The sequence below is a fragment of the Sphingomonas sp. 22R3R2A-7 genome (assembly GCF_036856055.1).
GTDB lineage: Bacteria > Pseudomonadota > Alphaproteobacteria > Sphingomonadales > Sphingomonadaceae > Sphingomonas.
This window is the reverse complement of sequence record NZ_JASPFR010000001.1, coordinates 458,973-485,790: the sequence shown is the minus strand read 5'-3', so window position 1 is coordinate 485,790 and position 26,818 is coordinate 458,973. Positions and strand designations below refer to the sequence as shown.

Genomic DNA, 26,818 nt, shown 5'->3' with positions numbered 1-26,818 from the left:
AGCCCGGCGAGCGCCAGCGCGACGATGGCGGCGATCGCGCGCGCCCAGGTGATGCGGATCGTCATGCCGTCGCGCTCCGTGTCTTCAACAAACCGCCGAGCATCGCGAGCCCGCCGAGGAAATAGCTCGCCGCGCCGACCATCAGCATGACGACGCCGCCGAGCTGCTGGTCCTCGAGCGGATCGAGACCATGTGCAGCAGGGTGCATCGCCATCATCGCGTAGAGCGGCCTGGGGGCGAGGCCGATCAGCGCGCCGAGCAGAGTCATGTGCATCGAGGTCAGCAGCATCGCCGCGACGCCCGATGCGCGCCGGTCGGTCGCACCGCCGCTCCGCGTGCCGAGCACCGCGCTCCACAGCAGCAGGCCCGCGCCGAGGAAGCTCGCCTGCTCGATCAACAACGCCAGCGGCTGCATGTCGACGCGCATCCGCAGCGCGGGCAGATGCCAGAGCCACACCACCACCAGTTCGACGAGCGACATCGCGAGCGGCGTCACCACCGCCGGCCATCGCTCGGCCGGATCGAAGCGGCTGCCCGCTAGGCCATATGCAAGGACCGGCGCGGCAACGGCGACGGCGATCATGTGGCCGGTCATATGCCCGACCATTCCGAGCGGCGCCGCGGCAGACGCCCAGCCGAGCGGGACCAGCACCGCGCCGAGCACGAGGCTCGCGCGTCTCATCGGCAATCGCCGAAGACGATGACGGGCAGCGCGGTAAAGATCACTGCCACGAAGCTCAGTGCGGCGAGCAGCCGGGTCGAGAGCGCGAGGAAGCGCAGCCGGTCGATCGCGGTCCCCTCGTCATGCGGTGCCGGGTCGCCCGGCGTTTGCGACTGGACGCGCGCGATATAGCCCGCGGCGAGGATGCCGAGCAGCGCGACGATCGTCGCGATCAGCGTCGCCAGTGGAAATCCGTCCAGCGCCGTTCCCGGCGTCGGCGATTTCGCGCAGGTGACCGCGACCCACAGATAGCAGAACAGGAAATGGACGGCCCAGATCGTCGGCGGGATAATCAGCGTCCACAGCGTGACCTTGAGGTCGCGCGCCCAGTGTTTCCGGTTGTCCTTCGGCGTTGTCATGCGACACCCGGGAAGAGGCCGATCGTGCAGAACGTCACGATGCCCGTCAGTGCGAGGAAATGGTGGTAGACGGTGATGTTGCGCAGGTCTGCGTCATAGACCGGCGTCATCTTGCCCGCGAGGCTGCGCGCCAGCGTATAGGCCTGCATGATCACGCCGATCGCGGCGTGTACCGCGGTCCAGATCGCCAGCGTCCACACGATCGCCGGATAGACGTGCAGTTCGGGATCCAGCCCCGAATACCACGGCCCAGCTAGCCCGGCGAACAGGCTCGACAGCGTCGCGATGATCCCGACGACCAGAAGCGCGCGGCCCGCGCCGACGTTGCCACGGCGATGCACCTCGCGCGCGCCGACGGTGGCCGCCCAGCCGACCAGCGTCGCGGCCAGTGCGACCATCGGCCAGAACACGCCGGGTCCGTCCAGCCCGACACCGGTGGGCGGGAAATTGGTGTGGATCGTCCAGAAGAAGAAATAGCCGAACACCAGCCCCGAAAACGCGGTCGCATCCGCCATCATCGTGATGAACATCGCCCACCAGCCCGGCGCCGACGGCCCCGAAGTGTAGAGCGGCACCTCTATCCCGTGGCCGATATGCTTGGTCGGTTTCTCGGGGATCTCGGCGGTTCCGGTCCACAGCCACCACAGCACGCAGGCGAGCGTCGCGACGCCGCTGAGCGCGGACAGGAGATACAGATGATAGGTCGTCAGGATGAACACGCCCGCCAGCGCGACCGCCGTCATCATCGGCTTCACGCTCGGCGTGCCGAGGCGGATCACCTGCAACGGCCGTGCATCGAGCACGGTGGTGATGATCGACTCGCGTCGCATCTCCTCCGCGTCGGGCAGGAAGAAGCGGCCCTCGTCGACCTTCTGGACGAAGTTCTTCTGGTCCCAGATCGGATAGCGGCTCTCGATCAGCGGGACCGATCGGATGCCCCAGTCCTCGTCGTCGGGCAGCGCGAGCCATTCGAGCGTGCCCGCGTTCCACGGATTGCGCGGGGACTTGGGACGGCGCGGCGACAGCGCGAGATCGATGCAGACGATCAGCACGCCGAGCGCGAACAGGTACGACCCCGCAGTCGAGGCGAGGTTGAGCCCGCCGATCCCGAGCTCCTCGGGGTAGGTAAACACGCGGCGCGGCATGCCGAGCAGGCCCGAGAGATGCATCGGGAAGAAGGTCAGGTTCATGCCGACGAACATGATCCAGAACGCGATCCGCCCGAGCCTGTCGCTGAGCTTCTTGCCGGTGACGAGCGGCCAGTAATAATAGAGCCCGGCGAACAGCGGGAGCAGCGTGCCGCCGATCAGCACGTAATGGAGATGCGCGACGATGAAATAGGTGTCGTGCGCCTGCCAGTCGAACGGCGCGACCGCGACCATCACGCCGGTCAGCCCGCCGATCACGAACACGGCCAGGCTTCCGGTCGCATAAAGCAAAGGCGTCGATTTCTTGACGTTGCCCGCCCAGAGGGTCGCGATGAACACGAAGATCTGCACGCCGGTCGGGATGGCGACCGCCTCCGACGCCGCCGCGAAGAAGGCGAGGCTGATCTTGGGCAGCCCGGTCGTGAACATGTGGTGGACCCACAGCCCGAAGCTCAGGAACGCGGTGCCGACCGCGGCGAGCACGATCCACGGATAGCCGAGCAGATGCCGCTGCGCGAAGGTCGGGATCAGCATCGCGAACAGCGCGATCGACGGCAGGAAGACGATATAGACCTCGGGGTGGCCGAAGATCCAGAACAGGTGCTGCCACAGCAGCGGATCGCCGCCCTTTTCCGCGTTGAAGAACGGCCAGTTGAGCAGCCGCTCCATCTCAAACAGCACGTCGCCGGCGATCAGCGGCGGAAACGCGAAGAGGATCATCACCGCGACGACCAGGATATACCAGGCGTAGAGCGGCATGAGGTTGAGGCGCATGCCGGGCGGGCGGCATTTGAGCACGCCGACGATCAGCTCGACCGCGGCCGCGACCGACGACACCTCGATGAAGCTGAGGCCGAGCATCCAGATGTCGGCACCGAGCCCGCTGAGATCGGTCCGCGTCGTCAGCGGCGGATACATGAACCAGCCGCCATCGGGGGCGGCATCGAAGAAGATCGATCCCGACACGAACACGCCGCCGATCAGGAAGCTCCAATAGCCAAAGCCCGACAGTCGCGGGAAGGGCAGGTCGCGTGCGCCGAGCAGCTGTGGCAGCAGGATAATCGAGACCGCCTCGAACATCGGCACCGCGAACAGGAACATCATCATCGAGCCGTGCAGCGTGAACAGCTGGTTGAACGTGTTCGCGGTCACGAGATCGTTGTTCGGCACCGCCAGCTGCGTGCGCATGATCAGCGCGAGCACGCCCGCGACCAGCATGAAGCCGAACGCGGTCAGCGTGTACCACACGCCGATCCGGTTGTTGTTGACGTCGGTCCAGCGGAAGAACCAGCCCGAGGGCGGCTTCCAGACCTCGCGCAGGCGATCCTCCTGACCCTTGCGGACCGCGGGATCGTTCTGGTCGGGGGCGACGTACTGGGCGCTCTCGGTGGTCATTTGAGCCCCTGGAGATAGCTGGCGATCTGGTCGGCTTCGGCGGCCGACATCTGCGGGAAGGCGGGCATGCGCACGCCGGGCTTGGTCTTGCCGGGGTCACGGACGAAGCCCGCGATGTTGGTGTGCGTCATCGGCAGGATGCCGGCGGCAAGCGTCGGGCGCGAACCGAAATGCGTCAGGTCAGGGCCGATCCTGGCGACCGGGCCGATCCCGCGGACACTGTGGCAGCCGCTGCACCCATAGCTGGCGAACAGCCGTGCGCCGGGCGATGGGGTCGGCGTCGCGGGGCGTGCCTGCGCGGCGAGCCAGCGCTCGAACGCGGCGGGCTCCATCGCGACGACGTCGAACGCCATCAGCGCGTGGCCCAGCCCGCAGAACTCGGCACAGACGCCGCGGTACGTCCCCGCCTTGGTCGCGCGGACGACGAGGCGGTTGGTGCGGCCGGGGATCATGTCCATCTTGCCCGCGAGGCCGGGCACCCAGAAACTGTGGATCACGTCGGGACTGCGCAGCGACAGCTCGACCGTGCGGCCAACGGGCAGACGCAGCTCGTTTGCGGCCTCGACGACCGACCCACCGGGCGGGGCATAGCGCACACGCCACCAGAACTGCTCGCCATCGACACCGATGCGCAGATCGGCGTTCGCCACCGGGATCGGCCGCATCGCCGGCAGCGCATAGACCAGCAGCCCGAGCAGCAGGATCGACGGGCCGATCCCGCCGAGCCACAGCACCAGCTTCATCCCCCCTTGTGCGTGAGCTGCCCCTCGGGCGCGCGCATCGCGTGCCGCATGAGGAGCGCCAGGCCAGCGGCGAGGATGACCGATCCGACGACGAGCACGATCGCAATCGAGCGGACCTGATCCGCCTGTTCACCAAACGGCGACAACGTGGACTGGTGCTGATTGCAGGCGGCCAGCGATAGCGTGGCTGCCCCCGCGGCCAGAAATATCGCCTTTCGCATCATGCCCTTGCGTCAGAGTGTCATGCGCCCACTAACGGCGCGTCGGACGCAAGGTAAGCCGGAAAGTGACAGGCTTGTCATGGAAGAAATACCACGTGTACGCGGTATATCCTGATTATCGTAAGGTAATGAGATCCTTGATGCGTCCTGCCAGCGCCTCCATCGCAAACGGCTTGGTCATCACGTGCATGCCCGGGTCGAGATGCCCGTTGCCCACGACGGCATTCTCCGCATAGCCCGTGATGAACAGAATCCGGAGGTCCGGGCGACCGATCCGCGCGGCGTCGGCCATCTGCCGACCGTTCATGCCGCCAGGCAGACCGACATCGGTCACCAGCAGATCGATCCGGACGTCCGACTGCAGGATCTTCAACCCGGCAGGCCCGTCGCCCGCTTCGATCGCACAATATCCCAGTTCCTCGAGAACCTCGACGACGAGCATCCGCACCGTCGGCTCGTCGTCGACGACAAGGACGGTCTCGCCAGCACCGGCTCTCGGCGCTGCGGTCAGCTCCGAATCGGGCTCGGCGATTTCGGCATCACCGAAATGGCGCGGCAGATAGATGCAGACGTTCGTACCCTCGCCAACCTCGGAATAGATCCGGACCTGCCCACCCGATTGTCGCGCGAAACCGTAGATCATCGAGAGTCCCAGCCCAGTACCGAGGCCGAGCGGTTTGGTCGTGAAGAACGGGTCGAAGGCCTTTGCAATCACCTCGGGGGTCATCCCGGTGCCCGAGTCGGATACGCATAACGAGACATATTGTCCCGGATCGAGGTCGCGTTCGCGTCCGGTTCTAAGATCGATCCAGCGGTTTCCCGTCTCGATCGTGAGCCGCCCCCCGCTCGGCATCGCGTCGCGCGCGTTGATGCACAGGTTGAGGATCGCATTCTCGAGCTGATTGGGATCGACGAGCGTTGGCCAAAGGCCTGCCGCGGTGACGACCTCGACCGTGACGTCGGGGCCGACGGTGCGCGTGACAAGCTCCTGAAGCCCGCCGACCAGCCGGTTGACGTCGGTCGGCCGGGGGTCGAGCGTCTGACGCCTCGAGAACGCCAGGAGCCGGTGAGTCAGCGCCGCTGCACGCTTCGCCGCGCCCTGTGCCGCGATCGAATAGCGTTCGACATCGCTGAGCCTCCCTTGCGCGATCCGAACGCCGAGGAGCTCGAGGCTGCCGATGATCCCGGTCAGCAGATTGTTGAAATCATGCGCGATGCCGCCGGTAAGCTGACCCACCGCCTCCATCTTCTGGCTTTGCCGGAGTGCCGCTTCGGCCTCCATCAGCTCGTGCGTGCGCGTCGCGACCTGATCTTCCAGCGTCTGGTTCCACTGCGCCATCTCGGCGGCCTGGCGTCGGCGATCGTCGATATCGGTGTTGGTGCCAACCCAGCGTGTGATCGCCCCCGCCGGATTGCGCACGGCCTCGGCCCGGACGAGAAACCACCGATAGGCGCCATCGGCCCGGCGGATGCGAAACTCCGTCGAATAGTTCGTGCCCGACGAAAGCGCGTCGCGCCATGCGTCCATGGATTGGTCGCGGTCATCGGGATGGACGAGCGATCCCCAGTCTTCGAGACCTTCGAGGTTGTCGCGTTCGAAACCCGTATAGTCGTAGACCTGGTTATTGAACCAGCCGAGTTTCCCGTCAGGCGCTGCAGCCCAGATCTGGTTGGGGACGGCCTGTGCGAAAACCCTGAACTGTTCCTCGCTTTCTCGCAATGCCGCCTCGGCGCGAAGGCGTTCGGTCGCCGCGCGCACGCGCTCGGCAACGTCGCGCATCAGGCGTATCTCTTCGCTCGCCCAGACACGCGGGTGTTCGTGGTTGGCATAGATGATCGCCACGAAACCCTGTTGTTCGAGCAATGGCATGTTGATGAACGACGATGCACTGATCCGCTTCAGGACCTCCGCCGAACCAGCAGTGCGCGGGTCGTGCTCGACATCGGCGATCGCGACGACCTCGCCACGCTTCAGATCCTCGATGTAACTCCCGTGCTGACGGAAATGGAGCGTGCCCGCGAGCGTCGCTATGCCATCCGCGTTCCAGTCTCTCGCTACGGTGATCGTCTCCGCGACCGGATCGATCACGCCGTAGCCGACGCGGCTTACCTGCAGGGCGCGGCCAAGGATTTCCGATGCGGCATACGCGATATCGCCGGGATCGGTCATTTCCCTGACGACGTCGCCGAGCGCCAGCAACGCTGTCTGCCGAACCTCCGCAAGCTTGCGCGCGGTGATTTCGAAGCTGATTCCGGGAAAGCGGAGCGGGGCGCCGTCAGGCGACAGCTCGCACCGTCCCTGTGCGGTCACCCAACGGATCGAGCCGTCACTGTCGAGAAGCCGGTATTCCGCCACGAAAGCCCCGCCGGAGGCGAGCGCGGCATCAATATGCTGACGGGTCGCAGCGATATCGTCGGGATGGATCCGCGCGAAAAACCGGGCCAGCGGCGCACCCGTACGGGCAGCGTCGGGGTCGACGCCATACAGCGCCGCGAACCGCGCGTCGGCCGTCACGCGGTCCTCGGCGACATCCCAGTTCCACGTTCCGATCCCGCTACCTGCCGAGAGGGCGAGTTGCAGCCGCTCCTCGGATTCGTGCACCGCGATCTCGGTCTGCCGCCGCTTGGTGATGTCGGTGAAGATGATCGCGACGGTGTGCGCCGCCGGATCGCCGATCCGCGCCGCCTGTACTTCGAACCAGCGCCCCATCGCAGCCGACCCGTCTTCGAAACGCATCGGCTCCCCGGTCAGGGCGATGCGCCCATAGGTGTCGATCCAGTGCTGTTCGAGCCCCGGCGCCAGCGTCCGCGCGGTTTGACCGACCGGATCGACGAGCCCGGTCTGCAACTCGAACTGCGGGTTCACCTCCAGGAAGCGGTAGTCGACCGGGCGATCGTTCTCGAACAGCATTTCGATGATACAGAAGCCGGCATCGATCGCTTCGAACAGCGCACGGTATCGCGCCTCGGTCGGGATTTGCGGCGGTGTCGAAGCACGAGCCTCCGCCGGTGTGTTCGTCAAGTTCGAAGGCATTTGTGCAGGCTACTTCTGGTCGTGAGTATGACGGGGACGCGTTTGTAAGAAATTCGCCCCGTCTGAACGCGTCCGGCGCGCCGGATGATCCCGAGCTTTCGCGACGATCCCGATGATCGGTCGCTAGCGGCTATCGCCAGTCGGGCGCGCGCGTCTTGCCCGTGGGTCGAAGGACAGAAGGCTTACGATGCGCAGGCCGAAACGAGCGCGTGCGCAATCCTGTCGGCCCAGTGCCGGCATCCCTCATGGTTGGAGATCAGGTCCTGACGCATCTCGATCTCGGCATAGGGCAGGCGATCCGGATAGGCATGCCGGGGGATCGTATAGTCGATCAGATCCATGCGATAGGGCTCGTTGTCGCCGACGACGAGATCCGGGTCCGCGTTCAGAACATTCAGAAGCGCCGCGGCAAATGTCGTGTCGCCACCGTCGTGAAGAATGCCGATGTGCCAGGGGCGCAGCGTCGCTGTGGCACGATCGCCGGACGTGGCCAGTGCCCGCATGAGCGGCGTGAAACTATGCAGCGCGATCAGGATTGTCGTCCGACCGGCGGCTTTGCGGTGTGCGACCTCACGCGCGATTGCCGCATGATACGGCTCGTGTATCGCCGCGAAGCGCTCCGCCTTCGCATCATCGGACAGTGCAAGATTGCCGGGTATGACCGTGGTGTCGCTGACTTCCGCGACGGCGTCGGGTTGCGCTGGAGAACGATTGCAGTCGACGACCAGCCGGGAATAGGCCTGATGGATGAACACCGCGTCGAGCTGTTCGGCCAGCATCGCGCCGGTCTCGGCGATGCCGATGTCCCAGCCGATATGCCGCGACAGTTCGTCCGGCGCGACGCCGAGCGATGCCAGCGCGTTTGGGACCGCATTTCCCGCATGATCGCCGATCAGGAGGAACGATGAGGTCCCTCCCGGGTTGACTGTCGCGACCGGTGGAATGTCTTCTGCCGTGATCAGCGGGCGGTGAGGCTCGCTGGTCATGCGACACGGATCCTTGATGCCATTTCTCACACTCTCCCACGTGACGACATATTCTTACCGCAACCCGGTCTCGTTTGGCGAGCATCGGATCATGGTTCGGCCGCGGGAAAGCCACGACCAGCGCCTGATCTCGGCCGAGTTGACGATCACGCCCGAACCGGCCCAAGTCCGCTGGCTGCATGATGTGCTGGGCAATTCGGTCGCGGTGGCAACGTTCGACAGGCGTGCGAAGCACCTCGTGTTCGATAGCCGCGTGCGGCTCGAGCATAGCCCCGCCGACCTCGAAAGCGTGCATATCGAGGATTATGCCCGGCTCTATCCGTTTACCTATTCCTCGGAAGACATGCCCGACCTGCTACGATCGATCGAGCGCCAGCATCACGATCCGCTGCGCGAGATCGATCGCTGGGCGCGCCGGTTCGTCGATGTCTCGGGTCAGACGGATACGCTGGCGATGCTGTCCTCGATGACGGCAGCGATCCGGCGAGAATTCACCTATGTCCCGCGCCCGGAAAAGGGGACGCAGTCGCCGATCGAGACGCTCGCCAGACGCAACGGGACGTGTCGCGACTATGCCATGCTGATGATCGAGGCGGTGCGCGCGCTCGGCTTCGCGGCGCGGTTCGTGTCCGGCTATGTCTATAGCCCGACGAAGCGGGATCAGCGCACGGGCGGCGGGAACACGCATGCCTGGGTCCGCGTCTATCTGCCGGGATCGGGTTGGGTCGAGTTCGACCCGACCAACGGTATCGTCGGCAGCCGTGGCTTGATCCGCGTCGCGATCGCCCGTGACATTTATCAGGCCGTGCCCGTGTCCGGCACCTGGGCCGGCTTTCCCGGAAGCTTCGAAGACATGACCGTGTCCGTCGACGTCGCCGTCGACGATCCGGCTGAGACCAACGCCCAGATTTCCAATACTCAACCGTCAGTTGCGCCGCCGCCCCGCAGGGCGAAGGCATGAAAGGGCCGATTGCATGCTGATACGCGCCGGTTACAAGATCCGTTTCGAGGCAGAGGCGCCGACGCCGCTCATGGCGATGCTGTCGATCCATCCATCGCGGAACAAGGATCTGGTCTCGCCGCACCGGATCGTCGCGGGTCCCGATATCCCGATGTACGATTATCTCGACGCGTTCGGAAACGTATGTACGCGGATGACGATCCCTGCGGGTGGATTAACGTTGTCGTGCGATTTCACGGTGACTGACGACGGCAAGCCCGATCCTGTCGACCTCGACGCGCAACAGCATGCCGTGGAGGATCTGCCCGACGAGATCCTGATCTTCCTGCTCGGCAGCCGCTATTGCGAGACAGACCGGCTGTCGGAAACCGCATGGTCATTGTTCGGCCACGTCCCGTCCGGATGGGCGCGCGTCCAGGCGATCGTGGCGTTCACGCATGATCATATCGAATTTGGCTATCATCACGCCCGCTCGACCAAGACCGCATGGGATGCGCATCAGGAACAGCAGGGCGTATGTCGTGATTTCGCGCATCTGGCGATCACGTTGTGTCGCTGCATGAACATCCCGGCGCGCTATTGCACCGGGTATCTCGGCGATATCGGCATAGCGCCGGTCGATGCGCCGATGGATTTCTCCGCATGGTTCGACGTCTATCTCGGTGGCCGCTGGCATACGTTCGACGCGCGCCACAACACCCCGCGGATCGGCCGGATCCTGATGGCACGGGGAAGGGATGCGACCGATGCGGCGCTCACCACGACGTTTGGTCGGGCGCAACTGGTAGGGTTCGATGTCCATACGGACGAGGTCGAAGCGACGGCTTGAGCGTTTCGCGCTGTCCGTTTATCCTTGTCAGACGCCGAACGTTCGTGCGAACGGCGCCTGATTCCCAACTATGCTGCGATGCACAATATGCCTGCTGACACGACCGGTACCGTCCCTTCGAACGCCAACGCGCTATTGCTGCAGGCGATCGCGCAGCGACGGTGTGTGACTGCCGTCTATAACCGCATGCACGTGAAGCTCGCGCCGCACATCCTGTTCACCAAGCACGATGACGTGTTCGTCGACGCGGTAACGCTGCTGCGCGATGGCCAGCCCCCGCGCGAGATCAAGCTGGGGACGTTCAAGCTTGCCGGTTTGAAGGATATCGCGGTCGACGAGGATGGGTTCAAGACCGATGCCATCTTCAACCCGCACGACATCAAATATGAAGGCGTGACGCTGTTCGTCGTCGAGCCGAACTAACCGGCCGCCTCCCACTTCAGGGGGCTGCGGGAAGCCACGCGGTTTCGATCTCGCCGTAGCGATCGACGAACCCCGTCTGCCGCATGAGCGAGTCCGGGTCGATCAGACGAAGCCGGCGCCCGTTGCGTTCGATGACGCCATCGCGTTCGAGCGCACGGATCGTCCGGTTGACGTGCACCTTCGTGAGGCCGAGCGCGTCGCCGATGTCGCTCTGTGTCAGCGGCAGATCATAGGAATCGATCACGCCGCCTGCCGTCACGCGCAGCCGGGCGAGGATATCGAGCAGCAGCGTCGTCAGTCGTTCGGTCGCACCCTTGCGGCCGATCGACGTCAGCCGGTCGCTCATCGCGACGTTTTCCGCGGCGGCGATGGCATAGAGCAGACCGGCAAGCCGGGGCTGTTGGCGAAATATCCGGCCGAGCTCGACCTTCGGAAGCTCCATCACCGTACTGTCCGATACCGCCGTCAACGTCGCCGAGGCCACCGACCACGCGATGCTCGACGTTCCGATCAGGTCGCCTGCATAATGGAAGCGCAGAATTTGACGCCCGCCCGTCGAGAGCTTCGCAGACGAGTGCAGCCAGCCATAATGCACCACGAACAGCGTGTCGCTGAGCCCGCCCTCCGCCATCAGGATCTCGCCGGGCTTCAGGCGAACTTCACGATGTTCCGCACTGGTGATCGCCTCGCGTTCGCCCGCGGTCAGCACGAGATGCCTCTCAAGCCGTGCAATCAACCCACTTCGATGCATCGTTCCGCCCCCGTAACACAGATTATTCGGCCAGTTGAGACTACGCCTCGCGATCGTCAACCGGTTAGGGCCGTATCAGCCTTTACCAAGCTGTCCCATAACGATCGGCGTAAGACGATCCGCGATATGATCGATCCCGCTGGCATTCGGGTGGACATAATCGCGCTGCATGAGCGCAGGCTGCCCGATCACCCCGTCGAGGATGAAGGGGTAGAGGCGCGCATCATAGGCTTTGGCAAGATCGGGCCATATCATATCGAATGCGCGCTGATAGTCGGCACCCAGATTGGGGGGCGCGCGCATGCCGGTGAGGACGACGGGAATGTCGCGGCGCTTCGCCTCGTCCATCATCGCCGTCAGGTTCGCCCGCGTCTCCGCGGGCGAGATCTGCCGCAAGACGTCGTTGCCGCCCAGACCGAGCAGGATCAGGTCAGGCTTGCGGGCCATGCTGTCGAGCGCGAAGGCAAAGCGCCGCCGTCCAGCGGCGCTGGTGTCCCCCGATACGCCCGCGTTGACGATCGTCGCATTAGTGCCCGCCCGACGCAGGTTCGCCTGTACGACGTCCGGCAGGCTCTGACCACGTGCCACGCCATAGCCTGCATAGAGGCTGTCACCGAAGGCGAGGATCAGCCGCTGAGCACCAGCCGGCGGCGCGGGCATCGCCACGACATTGTCCGTCACGGCGTTCTGGCTCGTCGCGGCGACGGCGGATGGTTCGCGATCGGACGACGACGTCGTCGACTCGTCGGGCCGATTGCAGCCGGCGACGGCCAAGGCTTGGAGAAGGACGGCCGCGACCGCATATGAGGACCGATATCGCTCCAACGTAAAGATCTCCATGTCACAAGCAGCTTCCGACGATATGGTGATATCGGCCCGCGATGTCACGTTGACGCTAGGCACATCGACCGCGGCCACGCCGATCCTGAACAACATCGATCTGGATATCGCGCGCGGATCGAGCGTCGCATTGCTGGGTCCGTCGGGATCGGGCAAGTCGTCTCTCATGGCGGTGCTGTCGGGGCTTGAGCAGGCGACGTCGGGTCATGTTCGGGTTGCCGGGCTCGACTTCACCGCGCTGAGCGAAGACGATCTGGCGCGCGCGCGACGGGGGCGGATCGGGATTGTCCTGCAGGCATTCCATCTGCTGCCGACGATGACGGCGCTCGAGAACGTTGCCGTACCGATGGAGCTCGCGGGCATCGACGATGCGTTCGATCGCGCGCGCGCCGAGCTCGAGGCGGTCGGCCTGGCTCACCGGCTTGGTCATTATCCGACGCAGCTGTCGGGCGGCGAGCAGCAGCGCACCGCGATCGCCCGCGCGCTGGGGCCGCGCCCCGACCTTGTCTTTGCGGATGAGCCGACCGGCAATCTCGACGCCGCGACGGGCGCGGCGGTGATGGATCTGCTGTTCGAACGCCGCGCCGCGACGCGCGCGACGTTGGTCATCATCACGCATGACCCGGTTCTCGCCGCCCGGTGCGACCGCACGGTGGAGCTCGGTGACGGCCGGATCGTCGGAGACCATCGCGCGTGAACGACTTTCGCGTGGCATGGCGCATCGCCCGGCGGGAGCTCAACCTCCAGTTCCGCGGGCTCCGACTCCTGCTCGCCTGTCTGTTCCTCGGCGTGGGCGCGCTCGCCGCGATCGGCAGCCTCACCCAGGCTATCGACGACGAGCTTTCCGCTCGCGGCAGCACGATCCTCGGCGGCGACGTCGAATTTGCCGCCTCACAGCGTGCTGCCTCGGCGGACGAACGCGCGGCAATGGGCCAGCTGGGCCGCGTCTCGCAGACCGTTCGGATGCAGGCGATGGCGGTACGCCGCGGCACGAGTGTCCCGATCGAGCTGAAGGGCATCGACAGCGCCTATCCGCTGTACGGCGCGCTCGCATTCGCACCGCGCGCCGGCCGTGCAACGTTGCCTGCCGACGGGGTCTGGATCTCGTCGGCGCTGGCCGAGCGGATGGGGATCGGTAAAGGAGCGGCGCTCAATCTGGGCCGTGCCGGGTTCGTCGTGACGGGGGTTCTAACGGAAGAACCCGACCGTCTCGGCGAGGGCTTCACCTTGGGGCCGGTCGCGATCGTGTCGCTGGACGGGATCGCGCGAACCGGACTGGTGCAGCCCGGCAGCCTGTACGAGAGCAAGTATCGCGTGAGGCTCCCCGATGGGGTCGCGCCGCAAGCCGCGATCGACCGGATCAAGGCCCGGTTCCCCAATGCAGGGTGGGAAACCAAGACGCGCGGACGCGCGGCGCCGGGGGCGGCGCGATTTGTCGAGCGGATGGGGCAGTTTCTGCTTCTGGTGGGGCTGGCGGCGCTCGTCATCGCGGGGATTGGGGTGGGGAACGGCGTATCGTCCTATCTCATCGCGCGCCGTCGGAGCATCGCGGCGCTGAAGGTGCTCGGTGCCACGTCGGGTATGATCGCACGGATCTACAGCCTGCAGATCGGCGCGGTCGCGGCGGTCGGCATTTCTGCCGGCCTCCTCGCGGGGGTGGCGGCAATACCGTTGATCGTCGCGGTGGCGGGCGACGTCCTGCCGGTCGCCCCGCGATTTGCCGTGCATCCGGCACCGCTCGCATTGGCCGCGGCCTACGGGCTATTGATCGCGCTGGCGTTCACTGCGCCGCCCCTGATCGCCGCGGGGAGGGTGCCGGCAGCGGGGTTGCTGAGGGGGAGCCTGAGCGGGGGGACGACGGGGGTCGCGCAACGCTTCTATGGGTAGGGGGTGCGGTTATGGCGATCGTCGGCCTGGCGCTGGCGACGGCCGAGCAGCCACGGCTCAGCGCGGGTTTCCTCGCCGCGGTCGCTGGCGTGCTCGGGCTGCTCGCAGGATTCGGGTGGCTCGTGCAGCGCGGTGCGGCGATGATCCCGCGGCCTCGCCGGCCGCTGCTGCGGCTCGCGCTCGCGGCGCTGCACCGGCCGGGGGCACGCACCACGACGCTGGTCGTCGCGCTCGGGCTGGGCCTGACGCTGTTCGTCCTGCTCGCGGCGATCCGCACGAGCATCGATGCGAACATCCAGCGGACGATCCCGCAACGCGCGCCGGCGCTGTTCGCGCTCGACGTTCCCCCCGAGCAGGCCAAGGCCTTCGCACGGATCGTGACGGGGGTCGCGCGGCATCCCGTGATCGAGACCGTCCCCGCGATGCGCGGCACGATCACCGGCTATGGCTCGACCCGCGTGGCGGATCTCAAGACCTTGCCCGAAGGCGCCTGGGCGCTGCGCGGCGAGCGCGGGCTCACCTATTCGCAAGACGTCCCGAGCGGCAGCACGATCGTCGCCGGGCGGTGGTGGCCGCGCGGCTATGCGGGGCCGCCGCTGGTCTCGATCGACGAGCGTCTCGGCAAGGCACTGTCGCTCAGGATCGGCGACCCGATCAGCTATTCGCTGCTGGGCGTCGAACGACAGGCGCGGATCGCGTCGTTCCGGCGGATCAGCTGGGACACGCTGGGGTTCAATTTCGTGATGGTGTTCTCGCCCAACGCGATCGCGGATGCACCGCACATGCTCGCCGCGACGATCGATCTCGACAAGGGCGAGGAGGGCAGGGTGATGCGCGCGCTCGCCGCCGCGTTCCCGTCGATCTCGGTGATCGAGGTCCGCGACGTCATCGGCCAGGTCCGCACGATCGTGTCGCAGATGGGCACCGCGATCACCGCAGCGGCGTCGGTGGCGATCCTCGCCGGGATCGCGGTGCTGATCGGGGCGATCGCGGCCGCACGCGAGGCGCGAACCTATGACGGCGTGATCCTGCGCACGCTTGGCGCCACGCGCTGGCAGGTGCTCGGCGTGCAGGCGCTCGAATATGCGGTCCTGACGCTGATCCTGGTCGGGTTCGCGCTGCTGCTCGGCCTTGGGGGCGCCTGGTATGTCGTGACGCAGGTCTTCAGCTTCACCTGGTTGCCGAGCTATCCGGCGGTCCTGCTGACCGTAATGGCGGGCGGCGGGATGACGATGGCGATCGGGCTGATCAGCAGCTGGCCGATCCTCGGTGCGCGACCCGCACGCGCGCTCCGCCAGCTGTGATCGCGCATCGTGGGTCCGGTGACAGGGGGCACCAATTGCGGGCCCCCGCGTTAGATGGAGGAGAAATGGGCATTCGGCGCGTCGGATGATGCCCGAAAAAGGGGAAGCGAAGGTGACGAGGACATTGGCTGACGGTAGCGATGCCGTCGATGTTGCGAACCCGTGGTCGATGTCGGGCGGCGCGTGGTGGGCCGTCCTCAAGCGGAGCTGGGCCGAGGCCGGTCGCGACAATATCGGCCTGATCGCGGCAGGAACCGCGTTCTACGCGTTTGCCGCGATCGTCCCGCTGCTCGCATCGATCGTCCTGATCTATGGGCTCGTCGCCGATACCGCGACCGTCGTCTCCAACATCCGGGGGCTGTTCAGGGTGCTGCCTGCAGATGCCGCGCGGGTGATCGGTGACCAGCTTGCGACCGTCGTCAGCACGTCCGAGGGCAAGAAGGGGTTCGGCCTCATCCTCGCGCTCGTCCTCGCGCTCTACGGCGCCTCGAAAGGCGCGTCGTCGATCGTGACGGCGCTCAACATCGCGTACGAGGAAAGCGAGACGCGCGGGTTCATCGCTTCCTATGCGCTGTCGTTCGCGATCACCGCGGGGGCCGTCATCCTTGCGCTGACGGCCGCGCTTTCGACGGCGGCATTCGCGCTGCTCGACAGCCTCATACCCGCAGCGCCAACGATCGTCCTCACGCTGCTGCGCATGGTCAGCTATGCCGTGCTCGCGGCGTTGGCGGTGACGGCGGCGGCGTGCCTCTATCGGTTCGGGCCCAACCGCAAGCACGCGAAATGGGTGTGGCTGACCCCCGGTTCGCTCGCCGCGACGCTGATCTGGCTCGCCGCGACGGTCGGCTTCGGCTTCTACGCCTCGAACTTCGGTAATTACGGCGCGACCTACGGATCGCTGAGTGCAGTGATCGTGCTGCTGACATGGCTCTGGCTGTCCGCCTATGTCTTCCTGCTGGGGGCCGAACTCAACGCCGAGCTCGAGCACCAGACCGTGGCGGACACGACGGTCGGACCCGACCGGCCGATCGGTCAGCGTGGGGCGGCCGTGGCGGATGGCGTGCGCCAGCCCGACGCGGTGCCGTCGGACGCGGGTCAGAAGGTCGGGCAAGACGTCCGGGCCGCGCCGGGAATCGGGGTGCGAACCGCGCAGGCGGGCGTGGCATCGCAGGTCGCAGGCGCCGGAATGCCCGCGTTCCTGATGACGGTCGGCGGCCTTGGGGCGCTGCGGCGTGGGTCGGCGAAGGCAGGGATCGCGATGATGGTGATCGGTGCGGGGCTCGCCTGGACACGTCGGGATAGCGAAAGCGATACCGACGCCGCGCGGGAGGCGTGAGGTGGCGATAAGCGCCTTGCGTCTTTACTTCGACGGAGGCAGCCGTCCCAATCCCGGCGCGATCGAAATCGCCGTGGTGGTACGGGGCGTCGAGCATATCGTCACCGACCTGGGTCCTGGCGACAACAGCGATGCAGAATGGATGGCTGCGATCCACGCGCTGCATGTCGCGCGGGACCTCGGGGCAGCAAGGGTCGACCTTCGCGGCGATTCGATGCTCGTCATCAGCCAGGCGCGCGGAACCGTGCCGTGTCGTTCCGACAGCCTGCGTGCACACCTGAAGCAATTTCAGACCGCGGCCGCCAGTTTCGAGACGGTCCGGCTGCGCCACATCGGCAGGGCGCAAAACCTTGCCGGGATCGCACTGGCGCGACGTCATCCGCGGTGAGGGACAGGACAGACGAAACATAGACCATGTGATCGATGTTGATCCATGATATAGTGCGTCATCGTCGCTTCTATGATGGCCGTCGACGACCGAGAGATGCGTGTGCTCCCGCCCAACCGCGGAAGCTATGCCATGACCACCGACCCACCGCTCACGCCGATGATCCGCAAGCTGGAAACGCATGCGCCGCTCGACGCGGAGGACCGGGCGGCGTTACTTGCGCTGCCCCATACGGTGCGCACCTTCGACGCGTCGGCGTATCTCGTCCGCGAAGGCGACCGGCCGGACAAATACGCGGTCCTGATCAGCGGCTATGCCTTCCGCCAGAAACTGACCAGCGACGGGCTACGCCAGATTATATCCCTGCACATTCCGGGCGACATGCTCGACCTGCAGCATCTTCACCTCAAGGTCGCCGACCATAATGTCCAGACGCTGACCTCCGCCGACGTGGCGACGATCCCGCGCGCTGCGGTGCAGGCGCTCGCCCGGACGCGGCCGGGGGTCGAACACGCGCTGTTCGTTGCCGCGCTGGTCGAGGCATCGATCTTCCGCGAATGGGTGCTCAACATCGGCAGACGGGATGCGCGATCGCGGCTCGCACACCTGCTCTGCGAATTCGCGGCACGGCTCGATGCGCAAGGGCTGACGCCCGGTCGGGATTACGACTTTCCGATGACGCAGGAGCAGATCGGCGACGCGCTTGGGCTGACCGCGGTCCATATCAACCGGACGCTGCGCGCGCTCGAAGTCGAGGGACTGATCGTTCGCAACGGCCGGCAGGTCAGCTTCCCGAGCTGGACCGCGCTGCGCCAGGTCGCGGACTTCTCGGTCCGCTATCTCCATCTCGGTATGCAGTCGGCTTAGCGGCGCGCGGCGGCGATGGCGGCCAGCACCGGACCGGCGAGCTCGGGGCGGCAGATCAACAGATCCGGAAGAAGCGGATCCACGCAATTGTAGACGAGCGGGCTGCCGTCGATCCGCGATGCGTGCAGCCCCGCCGCCATCGCGACCGCCGCGGGTGCGCAATTGTCCCATTCATACTGTCCCCCGTCATGGAGGTATATCTCGGCGCGTCCGTCGACGACCGCCATCGCCTTTGCGCCCGCCGAGCCCATCGGGATCATCGTCGCGTGCATCGTCTCGCCAACCAGCCGCGCGATGTCGGGTGCGCGCGACCGGCTGACCACGATACGCGGCGGCGATCGGCTCTCGCGGCGGACATGGACGGGATCGTCGGTGGTGTGCACCGCATCGCGCGCCGGGACGGCGACGGACCCGACATGGGGCACGCCATCGACGGACAGCCCGATATGGACGGCCCAGTCGTCGAGGCCCGCGGCATATTCGCGCGTGCCGTCGAGCGGATCGATGATCCACACGCGCCGCGCCGCGCATCGCCGCCCGTCGTCGAGCGACTCCTCCGACAGGATGAAGTCGTCGGGCCGTTCGGCGCGAAGCCGATCGATGATCAGCGTGTTGGCTTCACGGTCCCCCGCGTCACCCAGCGCCTTGCCCGACAGTGTCCCACGCGCGCGGATCTCGAGCAGCAGCGCGCCCGCGGCCAGTGCAAGCGACCGCGCGAGCTGCGCGTCGGCGCGCGCACCATCGTCGTCACGCTCGGACATTGCCGTCAAAGCTCGTAGCTCCAGACGCCAAGGACATGCTCGACGATGCGTTCCGCCGCGGCCTCGGGGGTTTCGCGCGTCGTATCGATGCGGATGTCGGGACGCTGGGGCGCCTCGTAGGGGCTCGATATGCCGGTGAAGTCGGCGATCTCGCCCGCCCGCGCCTTTGCGTAGAGGCCCTTGACGTCGCGCGCCTCTGCGGCCGCCAGCGGCGTGTCGACGAAGATTTCCACGAAAGCGCCCGGGTCCACCATGGCCCGCACCATGTCACGTTCGGCGCGGAAGGGCGAGATGAACGCGGTCAGGACGATCAGGCCCGCATCGGCCATCAGCCGCGCCACCTCGCCGACCCGCCGGATATTCTCGATCCGTCCCGCCTCGGTAAAATCGAGATCGCGGTTCAGCCCGTGACGGATATTGTCCCCGTCGAGCAGGAAGCTGTGCCGCCCGAGCGCGAACAGCCGCTTCTCGACGAGATTGGCGATCGTCGACTTGCCCGACCCCGAAAGACCCGTGAACCACAGGATTCGCGGCGTCTGGCCCTTTTGCGCGGCGTGCGCCTCGCGCGTCACGTCGATCGACTGCCAGTGCACGTTCTGCGCACGCCGCAGCGCCGACTGTATCATGCCCGCGGCGACGGTCGCATTGGTCGCGCGATCGATCAGGATGAAACCGCCGAGCTCGGCACCCGCGTCATAGGGCTCGAACACGATCGCCCGGTCGGTATACACCTCCGCGACGCCGATATCGTTGAGCGAAAGCGTCGGCGCGGACAGTTCCGCCTGCGTATTGACGTCGACGACGTGGCGGGGCGGCTGGACGGTCGCGCCGACGAGCTGCGTACCGATCTTCAGCTGATAGCTGCGGCCCGGCACCAGCGGCGCGTCCGCCATCCAGACGAGCGTCGCGAGGAACTGATCCGCCGCCTCGGGCGGTGCATCGGCGGCCGCGATGACGTCGCCGCGCGAGCAGTCGACCTCGTCGGCCAGCACGAGCGTCACCGACTGGCCCGCGACCGCCTGCGCAAGGTCGCCGTCAAGCGTCGCGATACGCGCGATCGTCGTCGTCTTTCCCGAGGGCACGATGCGGACACGGTCGCCGGGCGACACCACCCCGCTCGCGATCGTCCCCGCAAAGCCGCGAAAGTCGAGGTCGGGCCGGTTGACCCATTGGACCGGCAGGCGAAAGTCGAGGGCCTGGCGCGCATCGGCTTCGATCGCGACGGACTCGAGATGCGCGAGCAGCGGCTGGCCGGTATACCACGGCATTGCCGGCGCGGGCGTCGCGACGTTCTCACCCGTCAGCCCGGACAACGGGATCGCGGCGAACCGGCTGATGCCGATCGAGGCGGCGAAGATGCGATACTCCTCGACGATCGCGTCGAAGCGCGCTTCGTCATGCCCGACGAGATCCATCTTGTTCACCGCCAGGACGATCTCGCGGATGCCGACGAGATGCGCAAGATAGCTGTGGCGCCGCGTCTGGGTGAGCACGCCCTTGCGCGCATCGATCAGGATCACCGCAAGATCCGCGGTCGAGGCACCGGTGACCATGTTGCGCGTATATTGTTCGTGGCCCGGCGTATCCGCGACGATGAACTTGCGCTTCTCGGTCGAGAAGAAGCGATAGGCGACGTCGATCGTGATACCCTGCTCGCGTTCGGCGGCCAGACCGTCGACGAGCAGCGCGAAGTCGATATTCTGCCCCTGGGTTCCGACCCGACGGCTGTCCGCCTTGAGCGTCGCGAGCTGATCGGCGAAGATCGTCTTCGAGATCGTAGAGCAGCCGGCCGATCAGCGTCGACTTGCCGTCGTCGACCGAACCGCAGGTGATGAACCGCAGCATCGACTTGTTGGCATGCGTATCAAGATAGGCGTCGATGTCGGACGCGATCAGCGCTTCGGGCGTATAGGCGGTCATCAGAAATACCCCTCGCGCTTCTTCTTTTCCATGCTGGCCGCCTGATCGTGATCGATCGCACGGCCCTGGCGCTCGCTGGTCGTCGTCAGCAGCATCTCCTGGATCACGGCGGGCAGCGTCGCCGCCTCGCTCTCCACCGCGCCCGTCAGCGGGTAGCAGCCGAGCGTGCGGAAGCGGATCGATCGCTCGACCGGAACCTCGCCGTCGCGGAGCCGGAAGCGCTCGTCGTCGACCATCAACACAATGCCGTCGCGTTCTATGGTGGGGCGGGGGGCCGCGAAATAGAGCGGGACGATCTCGATCCCCTCGGCGAGGATATATTGCCAGATGTCGAGCTCGGTCCAGTTCGACAGCGGAAAGACGCGGATGCTCTCGCCCCGCGCGATGCGCGTGTTGTAGAGCCGCCAGAGTTCGGGACGCTGCGCCTTGGGATCCCAGCCATGGCTCGCGGAGCGGAAGCTGAAGATGCGCTCCTTCGCGCGGCTCTTCTCCTCGTCGCGCCGCGCACCGCCGAACGCCGCATCATAGCCGCCCGCGGTCAGCGCCTGTTTCAGCCCCTCGGTCTTCCACATATCCGTGTGGCGACTGCCGTGGTCGAACGGATTGATCCCCTGCGCCTGCGCGTCGGGGTTGGTATGGACGATCAGTTCCATCCCGGCATCCGCGGCGGCGCGATCGCGAAGCTCGTACATCGCGCGGAATTTCCACGTCGTATCGACATGGAGCAGCGGGAAGGGGGCGCGCCGGGAAGAACGCCTTCTTCGCGAGATGCAGCATCACGGCCGAATCCTTGCCGACCGAATACAGCATCACCGGCCGTTCCGCCTCGGCGACGACTTCGCGCAGGATGTGGATGCTTTCGGCCTCGAGCCGCTGCAGGTGAGTAAGCGCTGTCATGCCGCTGCAGATAAGCATGTCCGCGGGGCGTGCGACCAACTTAAAGTGTTGACCGGCAAAGCGCGACGGCGGCTACCCCCTGTACGATCAGTCGGGCGGGCGGTTTGCGACCGAATCGATCAATCGCCCGCCGGCCATGAACACGGCAGTCGAGCAGGCCGCAAACAGCAGCCACCCGCCATAGCCGGGATATTGCTCCATATAATGCCGACCGCGCTCGACGGCGCCGAGCCCAAGGCCATAGATGACGAGAAACGCCTCGAACTTGGTCTTGATAATGAACAGGCGGGCAAAGCGGTTCCACATGAAGCTATCGATGCAAGGGTCGCGCCACCGGCGGATTTCTGCGGTTTTTTACTTGAAGAACATGGTTAAATGTAAATTAACCCGACAGGGCAGCATTCGCCTGGAAGCCCGACCCGCACGGGGGAACAATCCGAGCCGACGCCGCGATGACGAACGCCTTGCTACCAGCGGCCTGGGGTTGCCTCCGCACCCGCAAACGCCCAGCCTCAAGCCGATGCGGTTCATGACCAAGGGTGACTGCTATTCCGAGGAACGAACATGCCTGCAGATGATGACCGCCTGGACGGGTTTCTTTCGGCATCGCCACTTGATGACGCGCGCACCTTGCCGGGGCGGGCGAGGAGCAATCGCATGCTGCTCGCCGTCGCGGGCGTCGGCGTGGTCATGTTCGGGATCGTGGTCGGCATCGCGATGCTGATCGCCTTGCGGCCTTCCGACGTCGATATGCGGCCATCACCACGCGCCGCGATGCCCCGCCAAGGCTCGGTCATTGCGGCGAGGACTATGCCTCGCGACCTGCCCGCAAGACGCGCGCCCGAGCTTGCCGTGCCCGAACCGGCTGACAATCCGACCGCCATCGCCGAGCTGGCAGAAAACCCGGTCGAGCCGCCCAGCGACCCGCGTGTGATCGCTCCGAAACGCCCCGCCCGTTCCAGCGATCGCGCAGTCGGGTATCAACGGCGGCACGCCGACCCGCACCGTCAACAGGCTGCCATCGAGCCCTATCGAAACGGGATGCCTGCGGTCCATCTGGAAGGCGAGGCACTGCGACTTGCGCTGATCGAAGACGCAAAGATCACGCAGCGCGCGAACGCGGCAGCGCTGTCATCGACGCTCGACCCGCCCGCGCAATAGCCTCCGGGCACGTCGGCATTCACCCCGCGCATCCGACACGCACTAACTGAAATTAGTATCGGTTCGACGCTTCGCGCTTCAGGTGGCGCTGCGAAACGTACAATGTTGCGCCGCAACATGTGGTGGTCGAGTATGCTGGAAACGATACTGCTGATAGTCGAACTGGTCTGGGGCATCTCCGCGCTCGCGGCTGTGATCGTCGCGCTGGCGGGCACCTGTGTCCCGCAGATGCAGGTGTTCCTGTTCGGCGAAACCGACCGGCGCAAACATCCGCGCCACGTCGCAAACGACTGGTAGCGGCCGTTACCGCGTGGCGATCCCGCGCCCGCGGGTTCCGCCGCCTCTGCTCAGCTGTCGATCAGATCGCCGAGACCGAGCGACTTCAGCAGCGCGGCGCGCGCCGTCTCGATCCGTCGTACGAATGCCGGATCGCCGATGTCCGATGGCGCGATATGGTCCGGCCAGTGTTGCGTGACGATCGCGGCGATGCGGTCGAGCGATGCGTGATCCACGAGGAATCGGGGGTCAATCGTCGCGGGGGCGGCGACGACGCGAAGGCGCAGACAGGCCGGGCCGCCGCCATTGGCCATCGATTCGCGCACATCGACAACCTCGAGACGGCGGATTGGGCCGTTGCCGGCGACATGCTCCTGAAGCCACCCCCAGACCGCGGCATTGGCGCGCGCCTCCTCGGGCAGGATCAGCGCCATCCCGGTGTCGAGCGAGACAAGCTGTGCGTTGAAGAGATAGGATGACACCGCATCGGCAAGGCTGACGCGCGCTGCCGGAACCTCGACGATCTCGACGCCCGGCATCAACCGCCGGAGATCGGCATAGACGCGTTCGCTGTCGGCAAAGGCGTGTTCGTGCGTGAACAGCACGGTGCCATTGGCGACGGCGACGACGTCGTTGTGGAACGCGCCGGCAGCGATCGCGGCATCGGACTGACGGACGAACAGCGTGCGGGCAGGATCGAGCTGGTGCGCGCGCGCGACCGCTTCGCTCGCCTCGCGGTGCTGGCGCGCGGGGAAGGGCCCGCCCGCCTCGCCAAAGACGAAGATCTCGACCCCCGCCGCGTCATGTGTCGCGCAGAGCCGCATATGGTTCGCCGCGCCCTCGTCGCCGAACGGCAGCGGGATCGGCGGATGAACGGCGAACGCGTCGTGCGCGAACGCGACCCGAAGCTGCGCGAGCGTCGCGGGCCATTCGTGGCTGCGATGCGGCATCGTTCCAAGGTTGGCGACGGTCAGGTGGCAGCGTCCGTCGCGCGTATCGGGCGCAGGCGACACCGTCGCGGCATTCGCCGCCCACATCGCCGATGCGGATACCGCCTGCGCCTGCAGGTGCCCCGCCGCGTCTGCATAGCTGGTCGCCAGACGTGCCAGCCAGCCATGGTCGGGGCGGGGATGCGGGAGCAGGATGCCCTGAGCGAGGCCGAGATCGAGATTGGCGCGCATCTTCGCGATCCCCTGCAACGCGGCGGCCCGAGGGTGAGCGATGCCCCCCGCGTTGCGCGTCGCAGCAAGATTGCCCGGGCTCAGCCCCGCATAATTATGGCTAGGCCCGATCAGCCCGTCGAAATTGATCTCTATCATCGTCCCGAACGCCATCAGAGCCTCGCCACGTGCGTCACGCGGTCACCCGCCGCGATTCCAAGCGTCTCCGCGCACTCGGCCGAGACGATCACGGTATCCGCCCCGGCGCCGGGATCGCCGACGGAGACATCGCCAAAGCCGCAGCGGAACGCGACGAGGCTGCCCGTCGCGACGAGGGACTGCGTGCCACCGTCGATCGATCCACGCGGGCTGATCGCGGCGACGGTCGCGTCACGCGCTTCGGCGATCGACCGGACGCGATCAGTACGCGCGGTCATCGTCGGACCACCATCGAAGATGTCGACATAGTTCTCGAACGCGAACCCCTCATTCTCGAGCATCCGCATCGCGGCACGGCCCGACGGGTGGGGCAGGCCGATCGCCGCACGCGCGCTTTCGGACAGCATTGCGGTGTAGATCGGGTGCTTGGGCATCAGGTCGGCGATGAACTGGTGCCCGTTGATCGCGTTGAACTGGTCCGCATCCTGGAAATTCATCCCGAAGAACCGGCCGGCAAGCCCGTCCCAGAAGGGCGACCCGCCGGCTTCGTCGATGATTCCGCGCAGCTCCGCGAGGATCCGGTCGGCGAACCGCGCGCGGTGTGCCTTGATGAACAGATAGCGGCTGCGCGCCAGCAACAGCCCCAGGCCGCCAGCACGCTCGCCGGGGTGGAGAAAGAGCCCGCCGACCTCGCTCGATCCCTCGAGATCGGTCGCGAGGCTCAACATGTCGGCGCGGAACGTCCGCGACAATTCCTTGCTGTGCTGCGTCAGCTGGCCGATCCGGTAGCTGTAGAACGGCCAGCTCTGTCCGACATGCGTGAACAGCTGGCAGGTGCCGCGAACGTCCCCGGTCACGGTGTTTTCGAGAACAAGCACGAACAGCTCGTCGCGAACGCTCCCATCGTAACTGACATCGGCATCGGCACGTGCGAACGCAGAATGGCTGCGATCGAGTTTCGCCCGCAACGCACGGCGGTCCGGCGGGAGGTTGGTGAACCCGCCCCCGGTCAGCTTGGCCATTTCGTAGAGCGGCTGCAGATCGTCGTCGACCGCAGGGCGGATCCGGAAGGTCATAGGCCGTTCTCGCAGAGTCGCAGGATGGTGAGTGCCGACAGCGCGGCGCGTTCGCCCAGGCTGTCGGGGATCATGTATTCGTCGGTCGAGTGGATCGCGCCGCCACGCACACCCATCGTATCGACGACGGGTACGCCCGCCGCGGCGATGTTGTTGCCGTCGCAGACACCCCCGTGGCCTTCCACGCGATGTCGAGCCCCAGATCCGCGCCGCTGGTCTTCACGAGCGCAAACAGGCGTGTCGCGCCGTCGTCGATCGGTTTCGGTGGGCGGTTGAAACTGCCATGGACGGTGATGGCGACATCGTGTTCGGCCGCGGCCATCGCGACGACCGAGTCGATATGCGACTGCGCGCGGGTGATGTCGTCGAGCGTCGCGGGGCGGAAATTGATGCGCAGGATCGCAAGATCGGGGACGACGTTGTTGGGGCCGCCGCCTTCGATCCGGGCCGGATTGACCGCCAGCCGGGGGCCGGCGATCCGCGCGAGGCGCACCGCGATATCCGCCGCCGCGACGACCGCGTTGCGGCCCTCCTCCGGGTTGCGGCCGGCATGCGCGCTGCGGCCGCGAACGACGATCGAGAAGTTGCCCGTCCCGCCACGCGCGCCGGCAAGCGTACCGTCGGCGAGCGCGGGTTCGTAGGTGAGCGCGGCGGCCTTGCCCCGGGCGGCACGCGCGAGCAGCCCGGCCGACGAGAAGGAGCCGGTCTCCTCGTCGGAATTGATCACGACCTCATAGCCCAGGCGACCCGATCCCGCGCTCGTCTCGACCGCACGAAGCGCGGCCAGCATCACCGCGAGCCCGCCCTTCATGTCCGCGACGCCGGGCCCGTTGATCGTGCCGTCGCCCATCGTGCGGAGCGACTGGAACGGGTGATCGACCGGATAGACCGTGTCCATATGGCCGGTGAACAGCATCTGGACCGGCGCGTCGGGCCGGACTCGCAGATGAATGTGTCGGCCATGCTCGGTCGCGGAGACGTGGCCGTCGGGCGCCACGGTCTCGGCGGCGTCGGGCTCCACCAGCGTCAATTCGCCGGGCAGCGTCGCGAACGCGTCGCCCAGCAACCCCGCCATGGCGGCGAGGCCGGGCAGGTTCCGCGTACCGCTATTGACCGCAGACCAGGTCTGTACCTGCTGCAGCATGGGGGCAGGATCGATGCCCCCGATGATCCGTGCCTCGTTGGGCGAAAGTCCTCTCATGCGCGAACCCTAGC

At 66.3% G+C, this 26,818-nt stretch carries 24 protein-coding genes and 3 pseudogenes; 11 read left to right on the top strand and 16 right to left on the bottom strand.

The window, feature by feature from the left end; genetic code table 11:
• Positions 1-61: 61 nt before the first annotated feature.
• The 7 genes from QP165_RS02235 to QP165_RS02205 form a co-directional block, all read right to left on the bottom strand.
• The gene (locus QP165_RS02235) at positions 62-682 is read right to left on the bottom strand and encodes a cytochrome c oxidase assembly protein (RefSeq protein ID WP_333993532.1); all 621 of its coding nucleotides are present in this window, start codon (positions 680-682) and stop codon (positions 62-64) included.
• The gene (locus QP165_RS02230) at positions 679-1,080 is read right to left on the bottom strand and encodes a hypothetical protein (RefSeq protein ID WP_333993531.1); all 402 of its coding nucleotides are present in this window, start codon (positions 1,078-1,080) and stop codon (positions 679-681) included. Before QP165_RS02230 ends, QP165_RS02235 begins: the two co-directional genes overlap by 4 nt.
• Positions 1,077-3,623 (bottom strand): cytochrome c oxidase subunit I, encoded by a 2,547-nt coding sequence (ctaD, locus tag QP165_RS02225; protein ID WP_333993529.1) that lies wholly within the window; start codon positions 3,621-3,623, stop codon positions 1,077-1,079. The genes QP165_RS02230 and ctaD overlap by 4 nt, the downstream gene beginning before the upstream one ends.
• On the bottom strand, positions 3,620-4,366 hold the full coding sequence (locus tag QP165_RS02220; RefSeq protein ID WP_333993527.1) for a cytochrome c oxidase subunit II: 747 nt from the start codon (positions 4,364-4,366) through the stop codon (positions 3,620-3,622). The genes ctaD and QP165_RS02220 overlap by 4 nt, the downstream gene beginning before the upstream one ends.
• On the bottom strand, positions 4,363-4,590 hold the full coding sequence (locus QP165_RS02215; protein WP_333993525.1) for a hypothetical protein: 228 nt from the start codon (positions 4,588-4,590) through the stop codon (positions 4,363-4,365). Before QP165_RS02215 ends, QP165_RS02220 begins: the two co-directional genes overlap by 4 nt.
• 112 nt (positions 4,591-4,702) lie before the next feature.
• Entirely contained in the window at positions 4,703-7,609 is a 2,907-nt protein-coding gene (locus QP165_RS02210) for a PAS domain-containing protein (protein ID WP_333993523.1), read from the bottom strand.
• A gap of 194 nt (positions 7,610-7,803) precedes the next feature.
• A complete protein-coding gene (locus tag QP165_RS02205; protein WP_333993521.1) occupies positions 7,804-8,607 on the bottom strand; it encodes an N-formylglutamate amidohydrolase in 804 nt (267 codons plus the stop codon).
• On the opposite strand from QP165_RS02205, the gene QP165_RS02200 reads away from it, so the two are divergent.
• The 3 genes from QP165_RS02200 (at position 8,606) to QP165_RS02190 (ending at position 10,820) form a co-directional block, all read left to right on the top strand.
• Positions 8,606-9,568: a transglutaminase family protein gene (locus QP165_RS02200; protein WP_333993519.1), complete on the top strand. Its 963-nt coding sequence runs from the start codon at positions 8,606-8,608 to the stop codon at positions 9,566-9,568. The two genes, QP165_RS02205 and QP165_RS02200, sit on opposite strands and share 2 nt — an antisense overlap.
• 13 nt (positions 9,569-9,581) lie before the next feature.
• On the top strand, positions 9,582-10,397 hold the full coding sequence (locus QP165_RS02195; protein WP_333993517.1) for a transglutaminase-like domain-containing protein: 816 nt from the start codon (positions 9,582-9,584) through the stop codon (positions 10,395-10,397).
• A gap of 87 nt (positions 10,398-10,484) precedes the next feature.
• On the top strand, positions 10,485-10,820 hold the full coding sequence (locus tag QP165_RS02190) for a hypothetical protein (protein WP_333993515.1): 336 nt from the start codon (positions 10,485-10,487) through the stop codon (positions 10,818-10,820).
• 16 nt (positions 10,821-10,836) lie between these two features.
• Here QP165_RS02190 and QP165_RS02185 read toward each other — a convergent pair whose 3' ends face one another.
• Together QP165_RS02185 and QP165_RS02180 are read right to left on the bottom strand one after the other, a co-directional pair.
• A complete protein-coding gene (locus QP165_RS02185; protein ID WP_333993513.1) occupies positions 10,837-11,556 on the bottom strand; it encodes a Crp/Fnr family transcriptional regulator in 720 nt (239 codons plus the stop codon).
• A 90-nt stretch (positions 11,557-11,646) separates the two neighbouring features.
• Entirely contained in the window at positions 11,647-12,252 is a 606-nt protein-coding gene (locus tag QP165_RS02180; protein ID WP_333993511.1) for an arylesterase, read from the bottom strand.
• A gap of 157 nt (positions 12,253-12,409) precedes the next feature.
• On the opposite strand from QP165_RS02180, the gene QP165_RS02175 reads away from it, so the two are divergent.
• From QP165_RS02175 to QP165_RS02150, 6 genes are all read left to right on the top strand, one after another.
• Positions 12,410-13,108 (top strand): ABC transporter ATP-binding protein, encoded by a 699-nt coding sequence (locus QP165_RS02175; protein ID WP_333993510.1) that lies wholly within the window; start codon positions 12,410-12,412, stop codon positions 13,106-13,108.
• Positions 13,105-14,298: an ABC transporter permease gene (locus QP165_RS02170; RefSeq protein ID WP_333993508.1), complete on the top strand. Its 1,194-nt coding sequence runs from the start codon at positions 13,105-13,107 to the stop codon at positions 14,296-14,298. Before QP165_RS02175 ends, QP165_RS02170 begins: the two co-directional genes overlap by 4 nt.
• 11 nt (positions 14,299-14,309) lie before the next feature.
• On the top strand, positions 14,310-15,602 hold the full coding sequence (locus tag QP165_RS02165) for an ABC transporter permease (protein WP_333993507.1): 1,293 nt from the start codon (positions 14,310-14,312) through the stop codon (positions 15,600-15,602).
• A gap of 112 nt (positions 15,603-15,714) precedes the next feature.
• Positions 15,715-16,938 carry a YihY/virulence factor BrkB family protein gene (locus tag QP165_RS02160; RefSeq protein WP_333993505.1) on the top strand — a complete coding sequence of 408 codons (1,224 nt, stop codon included), beginning with the start codon at positions 15,715-15,717 and terminating at the stop codon, positions 16,936-16,938.
• A gap of 1 nt (position 16,939) precedes the next feature.
• Complete coding sequence (locus tag QP165_RS02155; protein WP_333993503.1) at positions 16,940-17,326, top strand: ribonuclease HI family protein; 387 nt, start codon at positions 16,940-16,942, stop codon at positions 17,324-17,326.
• 132 nt (positions 17,327-17,458) lie between these two features.
• Positions 17,459-18,193, top strand: coding sequence for a Crp/Fnr family transcriptional regulator (locus QP165_RS02150; RefSeq protein ID WP_333993501.1), 735 nt, complete (start codon positions 17,459-17,461; stop codon positions 18,191-18,193).
• Here the strand turns inward: QP165_RS02150 and QP165_RS02145 are convergent.
• The 4 genes and pseudogenes from QP165_RS02145 to QP165_RS02130 all read right to left on the bottom strand — a co-directional run bounded on the left by QP165_RS02145 (position 18,190) and on the right by QP165_RS02130 (position 22,077).
• Positions 18,190-18,954 carry a 3'(2'),5'-bisphosphate nucleotidase CysQ gene (locus QP165_RS02145; protein WP_333993499.1) on the bottom strand — a complete coding sequence of 255 codons (765 nt, stop codon included), beginning with the start codon at positions 18,952-18,954 and terminating at the stop codon, positions 18,190-18,192. The genes QP165_RS02150 and QP165_RS02145 overlap by 4 nt on opposite strands.
• 5 nt (positions 18,955-18,959) lie before the next feature.
• Positions 18,960-20,874: pseudogene (gene cysN, locus QP165_RS02140) on the bottom strand (sulfate adenylyltransferase subunit CysN).
• Positions 20,874-21,771, bottom strand: a pseudogene (gene cysD / locus QP165_RS02135) (sulfate adenylyltransferase subunit CysD). The pseudogenes cysN and cysD overlap by 1 nt, the downstream one beginning before the upstream one ends.
• Positions 21,772-21,858: 87 nt before the next feature.
• Positions 21,859-22,077 carry a hypothetical protein gene (locus tag QP165_RS02130; RefSeq protein WP_333993497.1) on the bottom strand — a complete coding sequence of 73 codons (219 nt, stop codon included), beginning with the start codon at positions 22,075-22,077 and terminating at the stop codon, positions 21,859-21,861.
• Positions 22,078-22,428: 351 nt separating this feature from the next.
• On the opposite strand from QP165_RS02130, the gene QP165_RS02125 reads away from it, so the two are divergent.
• Positions 22,429-22,932, top strand: a complete 504-nt coding sequence (locus QP165_RS02125; protein ID WP_333993495.1) for a hypothetical protein — start codon at positions 22,429-22,431, stop codon at positions 22,930-22,932.
• Between the two features lie 102 nt (positions 22,933-23,034).
• On the top strand, positions 23,035-23,229 hold the full coding sequence (locus QP165_RS02120; protein WP_333993493.1) for a hypothetical protein: 195 nt from the start codon (positions 23,035-23,037) through the stop codon (positions 23,227-23,229).
• 50 nt (positions 23,230-23,279) lie between these two features.
• Here the strand turns inward: QP165_RS02120 and QP165_RS02115 are convergent, their stop codons facing one another.
• From QP165_RS02115 to QP165_RS02105, 3 genes and pseudogenes are all read right to left on the bottom strand, one after another.
• Entirely contained in the window at positions 23,280-24,542 is a 1,263-nt protein-coding gene (locus tag QP165_RS02115) for an N-succinylarginine dihydrolase (RefSeq protein WP_333993491.1), read from the bottom strand.
• A complete protein-coding gene (locus tag QP165_RS02110; RefSeq protein ID WP_333993490.1) occupies positions 24,542-25,603 on the bottom strand; it encodes an arginine N-succinyltransferase in 1,062 nt (353 codons plus the stop codon). The genes QP165_RS02115 and QP165_RS02110 overlap by 1 nt, the downstream gene beginning before the upstream one ends.
• A pseudogene (locus tag QP165_RS02105) lies at positions 25,600-26,804 on the bottom strand (hydrolase). Before QP165_RS02105 ends, QP165_RS02110 begins: the two are co-directional and overlap by 4 nt.
• Between the last annotated feature and the right edge of the window lie 14 nt (positions 26,805-26,818).